Annotated in this window: 19 protein-coding genes and 1 pseudogene; 9 read left to right on the top strand and 11 right to left on the bottom strand. The window is 46.1% G+C overall.

Features of this window, described 5'->3' with window-relative positions; all coding sequences use genetic code 11:
• Positions 1-22: 22 nt before the first annotated feature.
• Positions 23-895, bottom strand: coding sequence for a cation diffusion facilitator family transporter (locus MHH91_RS03455; RefSeq protein WP_014469844.1), 873 nt, complete (start codon positions 893-895; stop codon positions 23-25).
• Between the two features lie 376 nt (positions 896-1271).
• Between MHH91_RS03455 and gabP the strand changes: the two genes are divergently transcribed.
• The 4 genes from gabP to MHH91_RS03435 all read left to right on the top strand — a co-directional run bounded on the left by gabP (position 1272) and on the right by MHH91_RS03435 (position 4968).
• Positions 1272-2657, top strand: a complete 1386-nt coding sequence (gene gabP / locus MHH91_RS03450; protein WP_013351263.1) for a GABA permease — start codon at positions 1272-1274, stop codon at positions 2655-2657.
• Between the two features lie 109 nt (positions 2658-2766).
• The gene (cotA, locus tag MHH91_RS03445; protein WP_013351262.1) at positions 2767-4305 is read left to right on the top strand and encodes an outer spore coat copper-dependent laccase CotA; all 1539 of its coding nucleotides are present in this window, start codon (positions 2767-2769) and stop codon (positions 4303-4305) included.
• Positions 4306-4501: 196 nt separating this feature from the next.
• Entirely contained in the window at positions 4502-4711 is a 210-nt protein-coding gene (locus MHH91_RS03440; RefSeq protein WP_013351261.1) for a cold-shock protein, read from the top strand.
• A gap of 98 nt (positions 4712-4809) precedes the next feature.
• The gene (locus MHH91_RS03435) at positions 4810-4968 is read left to right on the top strand and encodes a hypothetical protein (protein WP_014469842.1); all 159 of its coding nucleotides are present in this window, start codon (positions 4810-4812) and stop codon (positions 4966-4968) included.
• Between the two features lie 30 nt (positions 4969-4998).
• Here the strand turns inward: MHH91_RS03435 and MHH91_RS03430 are convergent, their stop codons facing one another.
• Together MHH91_RS03430 and MHH91_RS03425 are read right to left on the bottom strand one after the other, a co-directional pair.
• The gene (locus MHH91_RS03430) at positions 4999-6045 is read right to left on the bottom strand and encodes a TolB family protein (RefSeq protein ID WP_013351259.1); all 1047 of its coding nucleotides are present in this window, start codon (positions 6043-6045) and stop codon (positions 4999-5001) included.
• A gap of 64 nt (positions 6046-6109) precedes the next feature.
• Positions 6110-6478, bottom strand: a complete 369-nt coding sequence (locus tag MHH91_RS03425; protein ID WP_007408877.1) for an RlpA-like double-psi beta-barrel domain-containing protein — start codon at positions 6476-6478, stop codon at positions 6110-6112.
• A gap of 362 nt (positions 6479-6840) precedes the next feature.
• Between MHH91_RS03425 and MHH91_RS03420 the strand changes: the two genes are divergently transcribed.
• The 4 genes from MHH91_RS03420 (at position 6841) to MHH91_RS03405 (ending at position 11630) form a co-directional block, all read left to right on the top strand.
• Entirely contained in the window at positions 6841-7881 is a 1041-nt protein-coding gene (locus MHH91_RS03420) for a 2,3-butanediol dehydrogenase (protein ID WP_013351258.1), read from the top strand.
• 188 nt (positions 7882-8069) lie between these two features.
• Entirely contained in the window at positions 8070-8567 is a 498-nt protein-coding gene (locus MHH91_RS03415) for an RNA polymerase sigma factor (protein WP_013351257.1), read from the top strand.
• Positions 8567-9427, top strand: a complete 861-nt coding sequence (gene rsiV / locus MHH91_RS03410) for an anti-sigma-V factor RsiV (protein ID WP_013351256.1) — start codon at positions 8567-8569, stop codon at positions 9425-9427. The genes MHH91_RS03415 and rsiV overlap by 1 nt, the downstream gene beginning before the upstream one ends.
• 271 nt (positions 9428-9698) lie before the next feature.
• A complete protein-coding gene (locus MHH91_RS03405) occupies positions 9699-11630 on the top strand; it encodes an acyltransferase family protein (RefSeq protein WP_014469841.1) in 1932 nt (643 codons plus the stop codon).
• Between the two features lie 40 nt (positions 11631-11670).
• Here MHH91_RS03405 and MHH91_RS03400 read toward each other — a convergent pair whose 3' ends face one another.
• From MHH91_RS03400 to gutB, 8 genes and pseudogenes are all read right to left on the bottom strand, one after another.
• On the bottom strand, positions 11671-12675 hold the full coding sequence (locus MHH91_RS03400; protein WP_013351254.1) for an SPFH domain-containing protein: 1005 nt from the start codon (positions 12673-12675) through the stop codon (positions 11671-11673).
• Positions 12676-12701: 26 nt separating this feature from the next.
• Positions 12702-13463 carry a TPM domain-containing protein gene (locus MHH91_RS03395; RefSeq protein WP_013351253.1) on the bottom strand — a complete coding sequence of 254 codons (762 nt, stop codon included), beginning with the start codon at positions 13461-13463 and terminating at the stop codon, positions 12702-12704.
• A complete protein-coding gene (locus MHH91_RS03390) occupies positions 13463-14488 on the bottom strand; it encodes a TFIIB-type zinc ribbon-containing protein (protein ID WP_013351252.1) in 1026 nt (341 codons plus the stop codon). Before MHH91_RS03390 ends, MHH91_RS03395 begins: the two co-directional genes overlap by 1 nt.
• A gap of 49 nt (positions 14489-14537) precedes the next feature.
• Positions 14538-15224, bottom strand: coding sequence for a PspA/IM30 family protein (locus MHH91_RS03385; RefSeq protein WP_013351251.1), 687 nt, complete (start codon positions 15222-15224; stop codon positions 14538-14540).
• A gap of 114 nt (positions 15225-15338) precedes the next feature.
• Positions 15339-15656: a DUF4306 domain-containing protein gene (locus MHH91_RS03380; RefSeq protein ID WP_014469840.1), complete on the bottom strand. Its 318-nt coding sequence runs from the start codon at positions 15654-15656 to the stop codon at positions 15339-15341.
• Positions 15657-15888: 232 nt separating this feature from the next.
• Positions 15889-16851 carry a carbohydrate kinase family protein gene (locus tag MHH91_RS03375; protein ID WP_014471533.1) on the bottom strand — a complete coding sequence of 321 codons (963 nt, stop codon included), beginning with the start codon at positions 16849-16851 and terminating at the stop codon, positions 15889-15891.
• Positions 16852-16952: 101 nt separating this feature from the next.
• Positions 16953-18327, bottom strand: a pseudogene (locus MHH91_RS03370) (MFS transporter).
• A 73-nt stretch (positions 18328-18400) separates the two neighbouring features.
• A complete protein-coding gene (gutB, locus tag MHH91_RS03365; protein WP_014469837.1) occupies positions 18401-19462 on the bottom strand; it encodes a sorbitol dehydrogenase in 1062 nt (353 codons plus the stop codon).
• A gap of 201 nt (positions 19463-19663) precedes the next feature.
• Between gutB and MHH91_RS03360 the strand changes: the two genes are divergently transcribed.
• Positions 19664-22141 (top strand): tetratricopeptide repeat protein, encoded by a 2478-nt coding sequence (locus MHH91_RS03360; RefSeq protein ID WP_014469836.1) that lies wholly within the window; start codon positions 19664-19666, stop codon positions 22139-22141.
• Positions 22142-22197: the final 56 nt, after the last annotated feature.

Genomic DNA, 22197 nt, shown 5'->3' with positions numbered 1-22197 from the left:
AGCTCCCTTTAGAAAGGAAGCTTTATTTCAGCTGGAGAGGCTCCATATGAACATGTGAATGGTCGATGGCATGTTCATCTTTCATCTTTCGTTCTACCTCATTTGCGATATCATGACTCTCTTTAATATTCATATCAGACGGCACTTCAATGACGACATCAATATGAACGGAGCTGCCCAGATATCTCGCTTTAATATCTTTTAAACGGCTGACGCCCGCAATCTGTTCGATCGTCTTTTTATAATCAGAAATATTTTTGACATCAAAACCGTCAGTCAGCGAATGAGAGGATTCTTTGAAAATATCCCACGCGGTTTTGCAGATGATCAATCCGATGATAAACGCCGTGACCGTATCAACCCAAGCCAAATGGAACTGCGAAGCAAAAATTCCGATAAACGTGCCGATACTGACGAGCGCATCTGATTTATTATCAGCAGCCGCGGCTGAAAGGGCTTGGCTGTTTACCTTTTTGGCAAGCCCTTTTATATAGCGGTAGACAATCAGCATCACGACGGCGCTCCCCGCAGCCGTCCAGGCAGCAATCATATCCGGTGTTTCCTCTTTTACGGAAAAAATAGATTGTGCGGCGCTGAACAGCACTTGCATTCCGACAAGCATCATAATAATGGAAGCGATAAGTGACGCGACGGTCTCCGCCCGAAAGTGGCCGTAAGGATGATCTTCGTCAGGAGGTTTCTGAGAGATGCGCAAACCGATGAAAACAGCGGCAGATGCCACGATATCAGTCGTGTTGTTTAAACCGTCGGCTTGAAGCGCCTCTGAGTGAAACAAATAGCCGATCACAAGCTTCACAGCCGACAATACTGCATATGCGGCAATACTGACAATCGCTCCGGTTTCGCCTTTTTTCAATTCATGATATCTCTCCACTGAAAACCCTCCTTCCCGTTCATTTTTTCCTTCATTATCATACAAAGCGAAGGCACAGTGGGTCTATAGAAACATGATTCACTTTCCACAGAAAAATAGTAATCATAGAACATTTGTGCATACAGGCAAATTATTTTTATTCACGAAACCCCAGTCATCCCAATCGTACCAAGGCTTCTTGCCGCTCTGCTTATATGGAATTATTTTCAATACCATCAAAACATATAAATCACAGAAAATTATTTCTTTTCCTTCTGCTGTACGAACGAGAAAAAATGTCATATTTTCTTACATCATTTTCAAAAGTCATATGTATTTATGATAAAATAAAACTTGTCGGAATATTCAGCATAAACAAATTAAAAGGAGGCAAAGAATGAATCAGCCTAATTCTTTATCGAAGGGATTAAAAACCCGGCATATGACAATGATTTCAATTGCCGGCGTGATCGGCGCCGGATTATTTGTCGGAAGCGGATCCGTCATTCATTCCACCGGACCTGGAGCAATTGTCTCCTATGCATTAGCAGGACTATTAGTGATTTTTATTATGAGGATGCTGGGGGAAATGTCCTCCGTCAACCCGACAAGCGGTTCGTTTTCACAGTACGCACATGACGCCATCGGTCCGTGGGCCGGTTATACCATCGGATGGCTGTATTGGTTTTTCTGGGTCATCGTCATTGCCATTGAAGCAATTGCGGGCGCCGGAATCATCCAGTACTGGTTCCCCGGCATTCCGTTATGGCTGACGAGTCTGCTTCTGACCGTGCTGTTAACACTGACGAATATTTATTCAGTTAAATCGTTCGGCGAATTTGAATACTGGCTTTCCTTAGTGAAGGTGGCGACTATCGTTGTCTTCTTAATCGCGGGTTTTGCGTTTATTTTCGGCCTCGTCCCCGGCAGCAAACCGGTCGGACTTGAAAACCTGACGGGCAACGGCGGATTTCTCCCAAAAGGGCCAAGCTCCGTTCTGCTCGGCATCGTCGTCGTTATTTTTTCTTTCATGGGATCTGAAATCGTCGCAATCGCAGCGGGAGAAACGTCAAACCCGGTCGAATCCGTAACAAAAGCGACCCGCTCAGTCGTTTGGCGGATCATCATTTTTTACGTCGGCTCCATTACGGTTGTGGTCACGCTGCTTCCGTGGGATTCAGCCAATGTTCTGGAAAGCCCCTTCGTTGCCGTTTTAGGCCATATCGGGGTTCCCGCGGCCGCTCAGCTCATGAATTTCATCGTCCTGACAGCCGTTCTGTCCTGCCTGAACTCCGGGCTTTATACAACATCACGGATGCTGTATTCACTGGCAGAGCGTAATGAAGCGCCGCGGCGGTTTATGAAACTGAGCAAAAGAGGCGTACCGGTTCAAGCCATTGTCGCCGGCACCTTTTTCTCCTATATTGCCGTTGTGATGAACTATTTTTCTCCTGACTCCGTATTTTTGTTTCTGGTCAATTCATCAGGGGCAATCGCACTGCTCGTCTATCTCGTCATCGCAGTCTCACACCTGAGAATGAGAAAGAGAATTGAACGGACAAACCCTGAATCTCTTAAAATCAAAATGTGGTGCTACCCATACTTAACCTACCTGACGATCATCGCTATTTGCGCCATCTTGTTATCTATGCTGTTTATCAGCTCAATGCGGTCTGAATTTCTGCTGACAGGATTTATTACATTAGTGGTCCTTGCCTCATATGTATTCCACAAAAAACAAAAACCGAAAGAGAACGCTTCCGCAAGCCGGGTTGCGCAATAACCGCAAACACCCGCCCTCAAAAAAGGGCGGGTGTTTTTTTAACCAACCTGTTCCAGACAGCATTAACTGTAGTACAGGATTTCAATAAATGATAAGGACAGGATGAATAATGGCACTTGAAAAATTTGCAGATGAACTGCCGATTATCGAAACACTGAAGCCGCAGAAGACATCAAACGGCAGCACGTATTATGAAGTCACGATGAAGGAATGCTTTCACAAGCTGCACCGTGATCTCCCGCCGACCCGGCTGTGGGGCTATAACGGTTTGTTTCCCGGCCCGACGATCGACGTGAACCAAGATGAGAACGTCTATATTAAATGGATGAATGACCTGCCGGATAAGCATTTTCTCCCTGTGGACCATACCATTCACCATTCAGAGGGCGGCCATCAGGAACCCGACGTCAAAACCGTCGTCCATTTACACGGAGGAGCAACGCCGCCGGACAGCGACGGCTATCCGGAAGCCTGGTTCACACGGGATTTCAAGGAGAAGGGGCCTTATTTTGAAAAAGAGGTATACCACTATCCAAACAAACAGCGCGGGGCGCTATTATGGTATCACGACCACGCCATGGCAATTACGAGGCTCAATGTGTACGCCGGGCTTGCCGGCATGTATATCATCCGCGAGCGAAAAGAAAAGCAGCTGAAGCTTCCCGCCGGAGAATACGACGTACCGCTTATGATTATGGACCGCACGTTAAATGACGACGGTTCCTTGTTTTATCCGAGCGGGCCCGATAATCCTTCCGAAACGCTGCCGAATCCTTCAATCGTTCCATTCCTTTGCGGAAATACCATTCTCGTCAACGGCAAAGCGTGGCCGTATATGGAAGTCGAACCGCGGACATATCGTTTCCGTATCCTTAACGCCTCAAATACGAGAACATTTTCCCTCTCGCTCAATAATGGCGGCCGGTTTATTCAAATCGGTTCTGACGGCGGACTGCTCCCCCGTTCTGTCAAGACACAGTCCATCAGCTTAGCCCCGGCTGAGCGGTATGATGTGCTCATTGATTTCTCCGCTTTTGACGGAGAACATATTATTTTAACGAACGGCACCGGCTGCGGGGGCGACGTCAATCCGGATACCGACGCCAATGTGATGCAATTCCGCGTCACAAAACCGCTGAAGGGAGAAGACACCAGCCGGAAGCCTAAATATCTGTCAGCCATGCCTGATATGACATCAAAAAGAATACACAATATCAGGACGCTTAAACTCACAAACACGCAAGACAAATACGGCCGGCCGGTTTTAACACTCAATAACAAGCGCTGGCATGATCCCGTGACAGAAGCGCCGCGGCTCGGCTCAACGGAAATCTGGTCGATTATCAACCCGACGCGGGGAACCCATCCGATACACCTGCACTTGGTTTCCTTCCAAGTCCTTGACCGGCGTCCTTTTGACTTAGAACGTTATAACAAATTCGGCGACATTGTGTATACAGGCCCCGCCGTCCCGCCGCCTCCAAGTGAAAAAGGCTGGAAAGACACCGTGCAGGCGCACTCCGGAGAAGTCATCAGAATCGCGGCGACATTCGCGCCTTACAGCGGACGGTACGTATGGCATTGTCATATTTTAGAACATGAAGATTATGACATGATGAGACCGATGGACGTCACAGAAAAGCAGTAATCCCCCTTTTTGAGAAGGGGCTTTTTTATTTATACAAAAAGAAAAAATAAGGATCCGCTTATTTGCATATACTGTAATAACAGGAAGACGGTGCACCCTCATTGGAAATATGGATAGAAAAAGGAATTAGGAGATTAGGGAAAAGTATGAGACAATGAAGGTGTGCACGAAAATTCATAAGGGAAGAAGTGACTTTATGTCTTACTACAACAAACGTAATCAGGAACCGCTGCCTAAAGAAGATGTCAGTACGTGGGAATGCACAAAAGAGGACTGTATCGGCTGGAGCAGAAAGAATTTTGCCGGCAGTGATACCCCGACTTGCCCCCTTTGCGGCAGTAAAATGATCGACGGCGTCCGTTCGTTGGTGAATCTCCAAAACAACAGTCAAACGGCATCAAGTTAGACCTCCCTTTTACGAGTCTCAACATAGAGAAGGCCTCCATGTCTCATGAGAGGCCTTTGCGTTATCATGTCCTTTTACGATGCAAAGGAGCAATGAACATGAAAAACGATCGGCAGCAGAAAGATCTCAAGGAAATGGCAAAACAGCAGAAAATGAACCTTGCCGCACAGTCATTCATCGAATCACTCCATTTTGCCGTTCCGATTCTCCGTTTTTTCAAATGGCTCGCCTCAGCCGCAGCCAGCTTTGTTCATTAAAAAACACCCAGCGGGCGCTGAGTGTTTTTTTCATGATTGGATAACGGAAAAACTGTTGATAATGCCATTGTCATTTTCCCAGACTTTTTCACATTTTTTCGTATCCAAATGATAAGCATAAATGGTCCTGACCTTCGCGTTCCGTCCTGTTTCATCCTTCAGACGCTTAGCGCCTTTGGCTTCCGCCATGAAATAAATGATGCTGCCGTCTTTAGAAAACTGAGGCTGGGCATCAATCAGCGGAGTGAAATCCTTCCCGTTTGAGATAATCGTTTCATCTTTTTTCGTTTTGACATTCATCAGACGGATGGACGCTTTTTGTTCAGTCCCTTTTTGTGTATAAGATGTAAAGACAAGATTTTTGCCGTCCGGTGACATCGCGATGTCGCTGATAAACTGTTCAAGGTTTGTCAGATCCTGAAGGTGATCGCCCGCCCCTGCCGCAAACCGTATATTCGTCGGTTCAGGGTCAACCCCCTTCTCATTTGCCTCATCCGTTTTTTTATAATCCTCTTTCACGGAATAATGCAGCAGCGCAAAATCGTTTTGGCTGCGGTTATAAAAGAAGCCGCTCACACTGTCGTCTTTCTCATCCGCCGCAGGGTACAGGTTTTGATAGCGTTTCGTTTTCAGATCAAAAGACGCGAGACGGAAAATATCTTCATCCGCTTTTCCGAGACGGAAATAAATGTGCGTCTTATCCTTGGATAAAAACAGACTGTCAGCGCTTGCCGATCCTTTATAAAGCACCGTCTTCTGTTTCGTCTTCAGATCAAGCTTATACAGACGCATCTCATTCTGATCATTATTACCGACATAATAGAGCACCTGATGGGCGTCATCCAGCGCAAACGCCGGATATGCCGAAAGCTTTTCCTCGTACAGCATACGGCCGTCTTCGTAATATTTCGTCATCAGATCTTTGTCTGTAATGGAAACAAGCAGCTTGTCATGGCCGCCGGAGACAACGGCTTTTCCGCCTCCGTCGCTTTTTCCTTTGATCAGTAAAACGGCCGCGATGACCGCCGCCGCCAGAACAGCGGCTGCGAGGATCCAGATCCATCGTTTCTTATTCATTATCAATCTCTCCGTCAATCAGAAAAAGCAAGAATAGTCTCCTTGCTTTTTCTGATGGTCTATTTTAATAGCTGTAATGTCCGGATACTCTTCCTTTGCTTAACGGATATCCGAGCGCTTTGAACGCTTTCGGGCTGACATCCAATACGGCATTCGGCAGACGGCCTACATCATTTTTATATACTGTGATAACCTTTTTCGGTTTTGCTTTAGCATAAGCTCTGATTTTCGTTCCGTTTCTCGGAACGTCAAATCCTAATTTTGTCGCGCAATCCCAATGTCCCAGTTTTTTACCGGAAGATCCTTTTTTACCGACTCCATTATACCATGTAATATTTCCGTTCACTTTTTTAGCACTTGCATCAGAAGAGTAACTGATCGCTCCCAGCGTACTTCCTGCTAAAATCAATAATGCTAAGAATAACTTCTTCAAGCTTTCGTCCCCCTGATTCTTTATTCTAGGCAAAATTATACACCAAGAAGACGATTATAATATTTCAATCACTTTACATGTTCATTACAACGCGACGGAGACACGCACACAATATTGACACAATTTCCAATTCTATATAATCCCATGGTAAATTATACTACAAAATTTAATTCATAAGCGTTATAATATCCCTAGAGTATTTCTGCATTCAATATGGACTTTTTATAAGGCCTATTGATAGTTGCGTAATATGATATATTTTGAGAAATCAGGCTTTAGGAAGCACTTTTTTTCCTTTTAAACCGTGGTTCATATTGATCATGTACCTATACTCGTTTCCATCAGACTAGGAGTGATAATCAATGAAAGCGGCAAGATGGCACAATCAAAAAGACATTCGAATCGAAAACATTGATGAACCTAAAGCAGAACCGGGAAAAGTCAAAATTAAAGTCAAATGGTGCGGGATTTGCGGAAGCGACCTTCACGAATATCTGGGAGGTCCGATCTTTATTCCGGTCGGCGAACCCCATCCGTTAACTAAAGAAACGGCGCCTGTCACAATGGGTCACGAATTCTCAGGAGAAGTCGTTGAAGTGGGCGAAGGCGTCAAAAATTACAGTGTCGGCGACCGTGTCGTCGTGGAACCGATTTTTGCCACACACGGACATCAGGGAGCCTATAACCTTGATGAACAAATGGGATTCTTAGGCTTAGCGGGAGGCGGCGGCGGATTTTCTGAATATGTGTCCGTTGACGAAGAATTGCTGTTTAAGCTTCCTGAAGAGCTTTCTTATGAACAGGGCGCGCTTGTTGAGCCGTCAGCGGTAGCGCTTTACGCCGTCCGTCAAAGCAAATTAAAAGCGGGCGACACGGCAGCCGTTTTTGGCTGCGGACCGATCGGGCTGCTTGTGATTGAAGCCCTGAAAGCAGCCGGCGCCACAGATATTTACGCGGTTGAACTTTCACCGGAACGTCAGGAAAAAGCGAAAGAACTCGGCGCTATCATCATCGATCCGTCAAAAACGGATGATGTCGTTGAAGAAATCGCAAAACGCACAAACGGCGGCGTTGATGTTTCTTATGAAGTGACAGGCGTCCCTGTCGTTCTCCGCCAGGCGATCCAGTCAACAAGCATTGCCGGTGAAACGGTTATCGTCAGCATCTGGGAAAAAGGAGCGGAAATCCATCCGAACGATATCGTCATCAAAGAACGTACCGTAAAAGGCATTATCGGATACCGTGACATCTTCCCTTCCGTTCTCGCACTGATGAAAGAGGGCTACTTCTCAGCAGATAAGCTCGTCACGAAAAAAATCGTGCTCGACGATCTGATTGAAGAAGGCTTCGGCGCTTTAATCAAAGAGAAAAACCAAGTAAAAATCTTAGTAAAACCGAATTAAACCGTTCAGCAAAATAAACAGACACATCCAAAAAGAGCCGTTCAGGCTCTTTTTTTCGTCCCTTCGTCTTTCCTTCCTTTTCCTTTTAAAAATGATCCGCTCTGCGCAAACTATTTTTCACCCTGTTCCGTCTATCCATAGGTAACAGCCTATGATACGTATTTTTAAAAAAGGAGCCCTTTAAAGCAATGAAGAACGAAACAGCCAAAGCGTCGCTTGTGACGTGCATAACTGAGCGCAAAGAAGACTTTTACCGCCTGGCATACAGTTATGTAAAGAACAAGGATGACGCGTTAGATATTGTTCAGGAATCAATTCAAAAAGCGCTGACATCAGTCGAATCCGTCAAAAACCCCGATGTGATAAAAAGCTGGTTTTATAAAATTTTAGTGCGTACGGCCATTGATTATCTCCGCAAACAGAAAAAACTTAAAGTGATGGACGATGAAACGATCGAGTTTTTAAGCCGCGGAAAGGAAGATCACTACAAAGACACGGACCTTCATGAAGCGCTTGACGACCTGCCGCATCAATATAAAACCATTATCATTCTGCGTTTCTTTGAAGACTTGAAATTAGAAGAGATCGCGGACATTACGGGGGAAAACATCAACACCGTCAAAACACGCCTTTACAGGGGGCTGAAGCTCATGCGCATTCAGCTGACGAAGGAGGATCTTTCTTAATGGAAAAAAGATTAGAACAATTAAGAGAAGAGTATAAAAGTGTGCCCATTCCTAAAGAACTGGACAGCATTGTCGAAAAAGCCCTTCAGCACAAACCGAAGAAAAAACGAATCGTGATGTGGCCGACATCCGCGGCAGTCGCTGCGGCCGTCTTATTTACCGCCGTAGTCAATATCAATCCGGATGCCGCACAAGCCATGTCTAAAATCCCCGTCATCGGCAAAGTCGTCCAAGCCATCACATTCGTGGAGATGAAAGAAGAAAAGAACCAATCAAGCATCGATGTGAAAACGCCTGCTCTGTCCGGCCTTTCCAATCATGAACTTGAAGACAGCATCAACCGGCATTATATGAAAGAAAGCAAAGAGCTCTACCGGGAATTTATGAAGGCGACCTCAAAAAGCAAAAAAGGCCACCTCAGCATCTACAGCGATTATGAAACCGTAACTGACACATCGGATCTGATCTCAGTCCGCCGTGATATCGAAAAAACCCAGGCTTCATCTTATACCCAAAGCCGATATATCACGATTGATAAAAAGAATGAGGCCGTGCTTACGTTAAAGAGCTTATTCAAAGATGACCGTTATATTAAAGTCATCAGCCAAAATATTAAAGAACAAATGAAAAAACAGATGAAAGAAGATCCGAATAAAATATATTGGGTCGAGGAAGATGATATGACGGAGCCTTTCAAATCCATTCATGCCGATCAGAATTTTTATATTACAGATCAGCACAAACTTTTCATCTCATTTGATGAATACGAAGTAGCACCCGGATATATGGGCGTTACAGAATTTAAAATACCGACCTCCGTCATCTCAAAGCTGCTTGTCGGAGACCGCTACATCAGATAAAGAAAGAAAAAAATCCATGATATCCGCAGATCATGGATTTTTTCTTTTTCCCCGGCAACAGCCGCTTGCACAGGGGAACCCTTTCATATAACAGACGCCGGACGAGGGCTGAAAAGTTTAAGAAAATCACAACATTTCATTCATTTTTTCTGAAACAAAATCCCCTTCCGAATGCGTCTATCTAACGGAACAAATGGAAGACTGTACAGAAATCTGCCATAACCATCCGCAAAACAGCGAGAATTTCCGCACACATTATTGGAGGAATACCATGTCAGACAAGTCACTGAATCATCGCTATATTCCCGGACTGGATGGACTTCGCGCCTTTGCCGTCCTCGCAGTTATCGCATATCACCTGAATTTTAATTGGGCCGACGGCGGTTTCATTGGTGTTGATATCTTTTTTGTTTTATCGGGGTATTTAATCACATCTATTATATTGCCTGCCCAAGGCAATGACATCACCCTTGATTTGCGTGATTTTTGGGTGCGCCGGATCAGACGGCTTCTGCCGGCGGCTTATCTCATGATTATCACGACAGTCATTTGGGTCGTATTATTTAATAGCGAGCTCCTGCATACCGTACGCGGAGATGCGGTCTCCTCACTTTTTTACATAAGCAACTGGTGGTTTATCTTTCATAAACTTTCTTATTTCGACAGCTTCGGCTCTCCTTCGCCATTAAAAAACCTTTGGTCGCTGGCGATTGAAGAACAGTTTTATATCATATGGCCTTTCCTGCTGCTTGCAGGAATGCACATATGTAAAACACGGGCCCGGCTTGCGGCAGCGGTCACATTCATCGCGTTATGCTCAGCAGTCGTGATGAGTATGATGTATGTCCCTGGCGGAGATCCGAGCCGCGTTTATTACGGGACGGACACCCGATCATTTGAATTGCTTATCGGCTGCGCTTTAGCTTTAGTGTGGCCGATGAAACGATTATCTTCCAAACGGCTGCCGAGCAGCATGAAACACCTGCTTCACGGGACGGAGCTTGCCGCTTTTGCCGCGCTGTTGCTATGCGTCTTTTACACGGATGAATATGAACCCTTCCTGTACAAGGGCGGCATGCTTTTGATCAGCATCACCGCAGCGGTCCTTGTCGCATGTATATGCCATCCGAGCAGTTTTTTGGGACATGTCCTTTCATGGAAACCGCTTCGCTGGATCGGAACGAGATCATACGGAATCTATCTTTGGCATTATCCGGTTATCGTGCTGAGCACACCCGTGCAGGAAATCGGAAATCCGGTTTATTGGCATTGTGCCGTCAGAATCGGCGCCACTTTCATTCTTGCCGAACTTTCTTATCATTTCATTGAGAAACCGATCCGCACTGCGGGCTTCAGGCCTTTTTTCCGCCGCGTGTTTTTGAACCGCTTTCTGGAATGGAAGACGTCCTCTGTCATCAGCAGAATGTCGCTCGGCCTCATTCTTGCCGCCATCCTCGTATTTGCGGGCGGGCTGTCAGGAATAGCCGAGGAGAAAAAACAGCCGCAATGGACATACGCGCAAAGCGGGCAGCAAGAAACAGCCGCCTCTTCACACAAAACGGCTGATCATGATAAACCGGCAAAAGAAGATGACAGCCAGAAAAAATACGGCGGCGAAAAAACAGACGCCGCATCAGACAAAAACAAGAAAGAATCAACAGGCAAATCAGATACGAAGAAAAACGAAGACAAAAAAGAGCAATCATCTCAAAAAACGGCTGATTCAAAACAAACACAGCCAAAAAAAGAAGTGCTGGCCATCGGTGACTCCGTGATGCTCGACATTGCGTCATACCTGCGACAGTCCCTCCCTCATGTCACCATCGACGGAAAGGTAGGAAGACAAGTCTCTCAAGCACTCCAGCTCACATCGGAATACGCGTCATTTAATCAGCCGAACAAAGCGGTCATCATCGAGTTAGGGACGAACGGCTATTTCACAAACAGCCAGATTGAATCACTGATCAGCTCCTTTTCAAAAGCTGATATCTATCTTGTCAATACGCGTGTGCCGCGGCAGTGGGAAAGCAAGGTAAACGAGTCATTGCGCCAGCAGGCCGAATCACGCAAGAATGTCACCCTTGTCGATTGGCATGCAAAAGCATTGCAGCACCCTGAATACTTTACACCCGACGGCGTACATCTCATCCCTGAGGGATCAAAAGCGCTGACATCCCTCATCGTCCAAACCATGAAATCATGACAAAAAAAGAGGCCTCAAAAGGCCTCTTTTTCGTATATCGTCAGGCAAGCTTCTGTCCGCAATTCGGGCAAAAATTCGCGCCTTCCGTTTTCGTTCCGCAGTTCGGACAGAATTTCGGCTTAGCCGCTCCTTCTGAGCCATTTGCCGGTGCCGTCCCCTGATTCTGCTGATTTTGACTTTGCTGCGGCTGGTTCTGCTGATTTTGATTCATTTGGTTCATCATTTGATTTGCCATATTCATTCCCATCATCATGCCGGCCATATCGGAGGCTGTGCCGCTTCCGCTCATTTTGCCGGATGACATTCCGTCCGTCATGGAAATCTGCTGATAGCGATTCACATCGCCCACCATGCCGTAAGAAGCGTTCTTCGTAATCATATCCTGAACTTCCTGCGGATAGTTAAAGCTCATGATATTGAAGCCCGTAATCGACATCCCGTCTCCGATCAGCTGCATATCAAGATCTTCTTGAATCCCTTTTCCGATTTCAAATGAATTCGACTGCAGATTGAACATGTCTTTTCCTTCTCTGGTGATCCATTTCATCAAAAGCTGATCGAGAATAGACGTAATCCGGATTTTAATGTCCTCTACTAAATAGCTGTCTTTGACACCCGCAATCTTATCAATCAATCCGATGTAGTCAATGACCTTGAAGTTAAATGTACCGTTTGCGCGGATCGGCATACCGCCCGGCATTCCCGCCGCCGGAATGTTGATGGCGTTTTTTGTGCCCCACTTCACGGTGAACTCCTTCGTATTCACAAACAGCACTTCCGCCCGCATGCCGCTGTTAAAGCCAAACTTAAACCCTTTTAACGTCGATAGAAACGGAATGATTTCTGACTCGATATCATAATCGCCGTCATCACGGAAGATCCCTTCAATCTTCCCGTTGTGTAAAAAGATGGCATCCTGTCCCGGCCGGATGATCAGACGGCTGCCTTTTTTAATTTCACGGTTGTTCCATTTATAGAAAACCATGTCGTCTCTGAATTCTTCCCATTCCACCACATTCGCTAACTGATTTCTGAAAAAACCCATGTATGCTCAAATCCTTTACGTAAAATTTAAAAACTTCCTTTGCTTCCGCTGTAAGACGTGCCGCCCCTCGTGACTCCGCCGTCATTGTCATTATCTTTGTCAGGCTTTCTTTCTCTTGTAACGTCCGTCCGGATATATGTGTCGTGCTGGTCCAGCACTTCAGACGTATCGTGATCCATATACGTGCTGCCGGTGACGGTGACCCTGCCGCCGGAATTGTACACCATCACAGTGACGGCAATTCCGGCTGCGGCTGCGGCGATAATCAGCTGAAACCACCACGTGAGCAGCAGATTGTCAGACTTGTTCTCAGGGTTTTTCCCCATATCTTTGTAGGACATTTTAATATAAGTCTCAAACGCCTTTTCGTAATGGCCTGCGGAAATGTCTGACGAAATCGTATTCCTGATCGTATTCAGCCGGCTGCTGTTCAAATACGTCTCCGCCTTTTTGTATCCGGAGATAAATACTTCCCGATCTTTCATATCAATGGTCAATATCGCCGTGCTTCCGTGAAAATGACTGTCATAAAAATCACCGGCGTACTGCGCGATGTCCTTACCGCCCGTTCCGTTTGCGGTAAGAATAATAAAATCGGTATGGCGCTTTGCCCCCAGCTTCCCCGCCAATTCCTCGAGTTTCTTAGTTTCATCCTTCGTTAATAAGTGAGCATTGTCATAAACATATTGCTTCTGTTCAGCGGCAGACGCTGATGTATGTAAAGAAAAAGACAGCATCAGAAAAAGGACGAAGCAAAAGAGACACGCTTTTTTTATCGATACTTTCATCAAAAACCGCCCCCTATCATAAGTGAGACGAGTCTTAATGCTAAAAACGTGCCGGCTGTAATGCCGCCGAACCACGCGGCCACTTTTCCGGCGCTGATCGGCGGTTTGCCGACAACCTTGCCCGTCTGCCCGTTCATCGCAAAAATGTGCTCAGTCCGCTCATAATCATAGCTGACCATCCAGACCGGAAGAAGCACGTAAAAACTGCTGAGTTTATCCGTCTGAATCTTTTCATCTGTAATGTCAGCCGTCGTATAGCCGGAGAAGGTGGATCTGATATAAGAATCAATATAATGGCTGATTTTATCCTTCGCCCGCGGAAAGAGATCGTCATCGGTATAATTGTACTTTTCCGCTATATATCCCGCCAAATAGGCTGTATTAAACTCCTTCAGCTCACTGTAAGAATAAGGCTCCAGTTTGTCCATTAATTCATCATTCATTTTTTCTGAAGCGTCGACCGGAATTTTGAGATAATCAAGATTAATATCGCGGTACGCGTTGTAATACTCGGTCTCCGTCACCCGGTATTCTCCATCATCATAGTGATGCACTCTCGTACAAACGGCATTGACCTGAACCTTGCTGTTTAAGTCAAACATCCAAAACGGCACGTACATACCGGTTATGTTCTTCACCCGATCGGCATTCATAAATCCCTTAGGTGTCAGGCGGCCGTTTCTGCACCACTTTTTAAAAGCGCTCATGGCCTCTTCTTTGCTGATCGTAAAAGGAATCACCATGGAAGGCGCGAGATTTCCCGATAATCGATCGGCGAGAACGGCCGCACCTCCGCAAAACCCGCACATCGTTGCAGTCGTCTCCGCCTCAGTCATTAATACCGCGCCGCAGTTCTCACAGTGATACTCCTTCGCCTCATTTTCAGAAAATCTGGTCGTAATATACTCTTTAGGCAGGCTTTCTATTTGATCCTGCCGCCCGCAGCTGCGGCATGTCAGCTTGCCAGATGAACTGTCAAAGACCATATCATCGCCGCAGTTCGGGCATTTATAAGAAATGATCATTCTGTTTCTCTCACTTTCTCTTTATATCGGACAAAGCTCAGCCCGCTGTCTATTGATCTTTACTGAAAAGCATTTTCTGCTTGAGCGCCGCCAGTTCATCATCGACACTGCTTTGATTGCTGTCATATTTAGCCGTCAGCTCGTCAATATCGTCTTTCGGAGACGCATTCAGCTCCGCCATCGCATTGGCATGATCAAGCGCCCGGTTGACCTTGTCTTCCATTCTATCGAAAGCTGTCATCGATTGGCCCGCATTTGAAACAGAGGATCCCAGTTTGTTCATTTTCTCCTGTGTTTTTGCCACAGACCACTTCGCTTTAATGGCATTTCGCCGCGACTCAAGCTCCCCGATATCGGCAACAAGCTTGTCATGCATGCTGCGCATTTGAGACGCGTTGGAAGAAGCAAGCTGATAAGCCGTTTGCAGCTCAGTCAGCCTTGATTCAACGGCTGCTTTCCTTTCCAGAAATGTCCGCGCATCAGCTTCATTTCCGGCCTGTAAAGCTTTCATCGCGTAGCTTTCCATCTTTTCGGCCTCAGCCTGGCATTCCGTTAACGCTCTTTTCGCCCGCTGTTCCTCAGCCATGACAGAAGCCGTCTCCGCCTTCACTTTTCCTAAATCACTGTTCAGATTCCGCAAATATTGATCAACCATTTTTTCAGGGTTCTCAGCTTTATCCAGCAACGCATTAATATTGCTTGACATAATGTCTTTAAATCGTCCTAAAATACTCATTTTTCATTTTCCTCCCAAAATTAAATAGTAACAAGTTCACAGTTATATATACTGGTTTTTTTCAAAAAAGTTTCATTTTCTCATGAGTTTATGTATAAATATATGAAAAAAGTCTCATTCAGCCCATTTGTGCCGGCGGATATTCTTTATGACCAAATACAATGAAAACAAAAAATAAATAAACAGCCCGATCATCAAACCGCTCACTAACGGATAATGCTTCGCAGAATACACAAAGAAATCCAGCTGCGATATCTGTTCGGGACTTGTGATCGTATCCGTATTATTCAAAAGCTTTGAAAATTTAGCCGTATAATTCCAATCAAACGAATCAGAAACAAACTCACTCCCCTGATACCAATTCACAGCGGCGAGGCAGAAAAAACAAAAAACAGAAAACGCGCATTGCACGATAAGAAAAACATTTTTCATGTAAAGCATTCCTCCGCGGTTCAATTTCATATGCCGTCACACTATACATGACGGCAGCAGCAGAAACTTGGTTTTACTCCGATTTTATAAAAACATTATTGTATGTACTTCACATTGGTTCAATTTACTGGATATCCCTATAAAGTATACCGTATATCACAAAGGGTTTCAGACCTAAATAAAAAGGATGCCTCCTGAAGTCCGCTGACTTTCAAGAAACATCCCCGATATTTTACAGAGACACTTCAACCTCTTTTAAGCTCGGCAAAGCATCAATCGCACCGATTTTGGTGCACACGAGCGCCCCCACCTTATTGGCAAATGACACAATATCACGCAGCTTCGCAAAATCTTCGGCTGCCGTCTGAATTTCATCCGTGCGTGCCAGCTGATACAGCGCCGCGCCGACAAACGCGTCTCCCGCTCCCGTTGAGTCTATTGATGTCACCGGAATGCTCGGGATGATATCAAGATCCTTCCCATTTGAAAGAAGGGTCCCGCTTTTCCCAAGTGTCACCGCCACAATGCCGGCCCCGATCTCATGAAGGATTGCAACACCTTCTTTATGATCCTTCGCACCGCTGATGATCTCAAGCTCCTCATCACTGACTTTCACAAAATCACTTACGGCAATTGCTTTTTTTGCGGTGCTTATAAACTCTGAAACTCTTCCCTTCCATAAATCCTCGCGGTAGTTAGGATCGAAGGAAACAAACTGTCCATTGTCTTTCGCAATCGACATCAGCCGTAAATAGGCCTCGCAAAACGGATCTGATAACAATGCCGTCGCTGAACCGAAATGAAGGATTTTCGCATCGTTTACCTTTTCCAGATCAATATCCTCCAAAGTAAACAAAGCATCCGCTCCTCTGTTAAAAACAAAGTCGCGCTCCCCATTTTGTTTTAATGAAACAAACGCAAGCGTTGTAGGCGCTTTCTCATCCATGACGAGCATAGAAGTATCGACGTGTACGGCGTCTAAAGTCTGCTTCAGAAAGTACCCAAACGGATCCTTGCCTGTTTTTCCGCTGAAAGCCGCGTCTCCGCCCAGCTTCGCGATGGCCGCTGACACATTCGCCGGTGTGCCGCCTGCACTTTTTAAGAAATTGCGTCCTTCCGTCAAATCAACATCCACATCGGTACAAAAGAAATCAATTAACAATTCTCCAATACAAATAACAGATTGGTTTCCCACATTATCACACTCATTTGTCAGTTCTCGATTATAGTTTCAGTATAGTGCTTTCTGTCATAAATACAACCGTTTACATAGAATATTTTAAATTTTACGTATACTTATCTTGCAGCTCTTTGCTCCAGGTCAGACATCATCTGCTTATATTTTTTTTCAGTTAAAGGATAAAAAGAAATGAGAATAATAGACAGCAGAATGAACAATCCCGGAATGAGCGCATTCATATTTTTAATCGCATTCAATGACGATGCCGTCTGCTCGGTATTCGCGGCATACCCGGCGATTCCGAGATAAACAGCCGAGAATGACCCGGCTAACGCGACTCCGAGCTTATTGATAAAACTCATGCTCGAAATCACCACGCCATCAGCGCGGACTCCGGTTTTCCATTCCGCATAATCAACACAATCGGCAACCATTCCCCAAGCAAGGGTATTCAAAGGCGTCGTGAAAAACCCAGAAACGAAAAGCCAAAAGAAAATAAGCGGAATCGAAGAATACGATGTAAACTGAAGGCCTGCGTAAGAAATAAGCGATAACGCTGCCGTGATTATCATGACTTGTTTTCTGCCCCTCTTCTCTGAAAAGAAAGGAATAAACAGATTGCTGATCAGCGCTGCCCCGAAAAACAACACGGTTCCTAAAAACACAAATTCCTTATGGTTGACGTTATACGTAAAATAGTACACCATCGTGCTGAGTTTAATGTTAAACCCGATCGCAAACGCCAAAAATGAAGAAACCAAAATGAGCAAAGGCTTGTTTCGGAACAAAACAGATAATGTTTTTTTCATTCCTTGTTTTTTTCTTTTTTCAGGCTGAATCCGCTCCCGTACAGTAAAGAAACTGAACAGATTCAAAGCGATGCTCACCGCCGCATAGATAAGCGCCGTCATCTGGAATCCAAACGCCTGGTTTGTCCCGCCGATGGCGTCCGCAAGCGGTGTCGCACAGGAGATCGATAACAGAATTCCGATATAAACCAAAATCATCCGGGTCGTCGTCAGAACCGTTCGTTCCTCCACGGAATTCGTCATCCGCCCCGTTAAACTGTTGACCGGAATCGTCTGCATGCTAAAGGACATCCCAAGCAGAATATAGGTGATGTACGCATAGACCATGTTCCCCGTCTCGCCAAAATTTGGGGTCGTAAAACATAAGAACGTAAATAACGCAAAAGGAAACGCCACCCACAGCAAATACGGCCTTGCCTTTCCCCATCTTGTGCTCGTCTTGTCTAAAATCACGCCCATAATTGGATCAAAAATAGCGTCCAGCACTCTTACAATCAGAAACAAAGCTGCTATCACCGCAGGCTTAATGCCGCCGATGTCTGTATAGTAGAATAATAAGTATGCGTTTACAAATTGAAAGATAATATTGTACGACATATCGCCGAATCCGTATCCGATCCGTTCGATCCAGGTCAGGCCGTGATGTTTCCTTTACTGCCGCTGCTTTTTCTGTTTCAATCATCATATCCCACCCCAAGAATCCGTTTTCATTTCCAGTAAACAAGAGGGAGAATGCAAAGATTCTCCCCGTTCACTCAGCGATTTGGATACACCATCACTTTTAAGCATTCATTTTTATATTGAAATGCCCGTTCCATCGCCTCTTGCGTCTGCTCCAGTGAATATTGATCCGTTACAAGATGCTTCGTGTCCACAATGCCGGAAGCGAGAAATTCAATTCCCTTCGGATACGTATTGGCATAACGGAAGATCCCGTATATATCAATCTCGTTATCTGCAATAAACGGCACATTGAGCGGAATCTCGTTCTGTGAAGGCAAACCGACAATCGCCAATTTTCCGCCCCGGCGCACGGAAGCCAGTGCGGATTGCAATGCCGCCGGATTCCCCGCTGTTTCCCAAGCAGCATCAACGCCTCTGCCATTTGTGATCGTTTTGATTTCTTCACCGGCATCCTGTTCCCGGATATTAATGACGTGCGTCGCTCCCATTTTCTTCGCGGCATCTAATCGCAGCGGCTCCAAGTCGGTCACAATGATTGTGCCTGCCCCGTATGCTTTCGCTGCCGCAACGGCCATTAACCCAACAGGGCCCATTCCCATGATCGCAATCGTTGCCCCGGGCTGAAGCTTCGTTCTCACGGCCGCATGAATGCCGACAGAAAACGGTTCAATCAAAGCCGCATCTTCATAGGAAAGAGAATCCGGAATCGAAAAAACAAAGTCCTGACGCATTTTGATATATTGGACAAACGCGCCGTCAACCGGCGGTGTCGCCAAAAACTGCACATCCGGACAAAGATTATAACGCCCTTCCTTGCACGCCTCACAGCGTCCGCACGTGACACCAGGTTCGACAGCAACACGGTCTCCCACCTTGAATTGATCGACAGACGATCCGACGGCGGCAATTTCTCCCGCGCATTCATGACCGAGGATAAATGGTTTTTCCACCAAATAATTGCCTATTCTGCCATTTGTATAGTAATGCAGATCCGATCCGCAAATTCCGACAGCCATCACCTTTATCAGCACTTCATCATGATTGATGTCAGGAACGGGCAATGTTTCGATTTTGATTTCTCTCGTGTTATGCATAACCGCCGCTTTCATGTTTTGAGGCACTTTGTGAGTCATTTGGCAAATTCCTTTCTCTGCTCTGAAATGTAAGTGCATACATTTTTGTTTTCTCTGTTACTGCCACCATTTTAACTTCTTTTCAAGACGTTCAACAGCCTTTCCTGCTGTATAAAAGGACAGCCGCACTGTACTTTTTATTTTTTCATATACAAAAAACACTGAATTGATAAAATAGTACTAATAGGAGGTGCAGGCTAAATGGCTGAACTAGAAAACCGGATACAATTTGCAGAACTGCTGGCACCTGCCGTCAAATCGCTGAAACTTCATCCTGATTACAAAGTCAAAAGGACAAAAAACATAAAAGCAGGACAGACTTATATAGACAAAATTGCACTCAGATTAGGCGTTTCCTCTAATACGATCAAAAGCTGGATCGGACAGATGGGCGCAAACTATATCCCCGGACGAATTGACGACGGAAAGCTGTTCGGCATGATCTGGATCATTATAGAAAAGACTGACATGGGTCCTGAATGGCTGACCGGCCTTCTGGAAACCACCACCATTCCCGTCATCAAACCCGCATTGCCCGTTTGGACGGCGTCCTGTCTAAAAAAAGCAAAAATACTCCGGAAAGACGGATCATTCGGAGCGCCGAGTGATGAAGATGTTGAAAAGGCAGTGAAGCGGCTGTTTCAGGACAGCCCCGGCCTTGAAACGAATGCGCTTACAGAACAGCCTGTGACACATAACCTGCCGTCACGCCGGACGGGGAACTTTATCGGCCGCGGCTTTGACATGGAAGCGATCCGGCAATGGATGCTGTCTCCGTCACCGGTCTGTTTAATCACCGGCTGGGCCGGCATGGGAAAAACGACAATCGCCCTTGAAGCGGCCTATTCGTGTATCGGCGGTTCTTCAGATTGGACGGCATTTTGCAGCATCATCTGGATCAGTGCTGACTGGAAAGGATTGAGCTTCAGCGATTTTTTAAACACGATCGCCTATCACCTCGGACGCACCGAACAAATCGACAAATCAATCAACGAGAAACGGTTCGTCGTCCGCAATGCATTAGCCGCTCATTCAAACGAAAAACCCGTACTGCTGATTATTGACAGCATCGATATGGCGGAACGTGACATTCACGAATTTATCATCAGCCTTCCGCAAGGTGTAAAAGTCCTCCTTACGGCGCGGGAAAACGTAAAACAAACATACCGGGACGGCCTCGGAGAAATGGAGGCCATCCAGCTGAGCGGCCTTGAGCAAACGGATGCCCTTGAATTTTTTCAGCAAGAAGTGCACCGCTGTCTGAAAACATGCAACCTCCCGCATAAACGGGAGAAGCTGGAGCAGCTGTTGAAGCTATCGCCTGACCTTAAGAATGAATTCATCTCGGCAGCCGCCGGCAACCCGAAGGCCATGGCACTCAGTATCGCTTACATGTCGGACGACGACATCCCCGCTCCGCAGCTCATTCAAGAACTTAAACAAGCGGGCTACTCATTATTGGAATTGTTTGAGGTTCTCTTTGGCCGCACATGGGACAGATGTCATGAAGACACACGGAAACTATGGCAGACGCTTTGCTTTTTCGCTAAGCCCCCTGATGAGAAAAGTTTAGCGGCAGCGGCCGGATTAGACGCCCGCCGTTTTCATTTCGCTATTGAACAAATGCGGTCATATGCCCTGATTCAGCCGGAACGAAACGAAGGAAGAACACAGTACTCAGCGCATCAAACCGTTGTTGCTTACGGAGAACAGCACTTATCCGAACATCAGGAATTTGAAAAAGAAGCCCGCAGCCGCTGGGCGCATTATTATATTGATTATGCGGAAACCCATATAAAACGGGAACAGCCCAATTCTGTCTATTGGAGCTATCTGCTGGGACGGAATTTAGAGCAAATGAAAAAGGAATGGCCGAATATCCTAAAGGTCATCGAATGGTCAAGCGAAACCGGACAACATGAAACCCTGATCGAACTCATCACCCGTATCAGTCATTTTCTAAGCAGAATCAACCTGCCCCTGCGAATCGAATACGGATTAAAATCCGCCGATGCCGCCCGTCAATCAGGCGAACACACGCGGGAAGCTTACTTCAGGATCGACACGGCAGGCTGGGCGCTGATGGAAGTCAATGATTTAGACGGAGCTTTGCAGCAGGTAGAAACCGGCCTGAAGATTCTGGAACAATCAGGAGCGCCGGATCACGACGACTTGAAAGTATGGGGGCTCGCCCTGCAATCGAGGCTGCTGTTAAAAACCGGAGACCCGGAAAAAGCGGCAGCAATGCTGGACGACATAAAAGATCAGCCCGTCTCGCCCATTATCCGGCACAGGGTTCTTCTGGTCCGCGGCGACCTGAGTTTCGCCCATTCTCACTACGAAGAAGCCATCACATTATACGAAGCGGCAAACACAACCAGCGCCGCATACGGCGGCGAAAAAACGATAGAAGCCTATTTCAATTTGGGCATGGCTTACGTGAAGTGTAATCAGCTCGAAAAAGCGGAAAAAGCCTTTGAACAGATGCTCTATGACAAACATAACGCCAATCAAGTTGAGCTGATCTATTACTATTACGGAATGGCACAGCTGTTGTACCGTAAAGGAGAGAAACCGAAAGCGATCGAATCGAATCAGAAGGCGATTCGTCTGATTGATTCGTGGGAGCCTGGGATTGGGATTCGGGGTGAGGTGGAGCAAATGGACATTCTCATTTAAAAGACAACTACATTGCGGCTAGCGGTACGAGCTTTGAAAAACACTCATAACCTTGT

It is taken from the genome of Bacillus sp. FSL K6-2819 (genome assembly GCF_038008305.1).
GTDB classification, from domain to species: domain Bacteria; phylum Bacillota; class Bacilli; order Bacillales; family Bacillaceae; genus Bacillus; species Bacillus amyloliquefaciens.
This window is presented reverse-complemented; position numbering and strand designations above follow the sequence as displayed.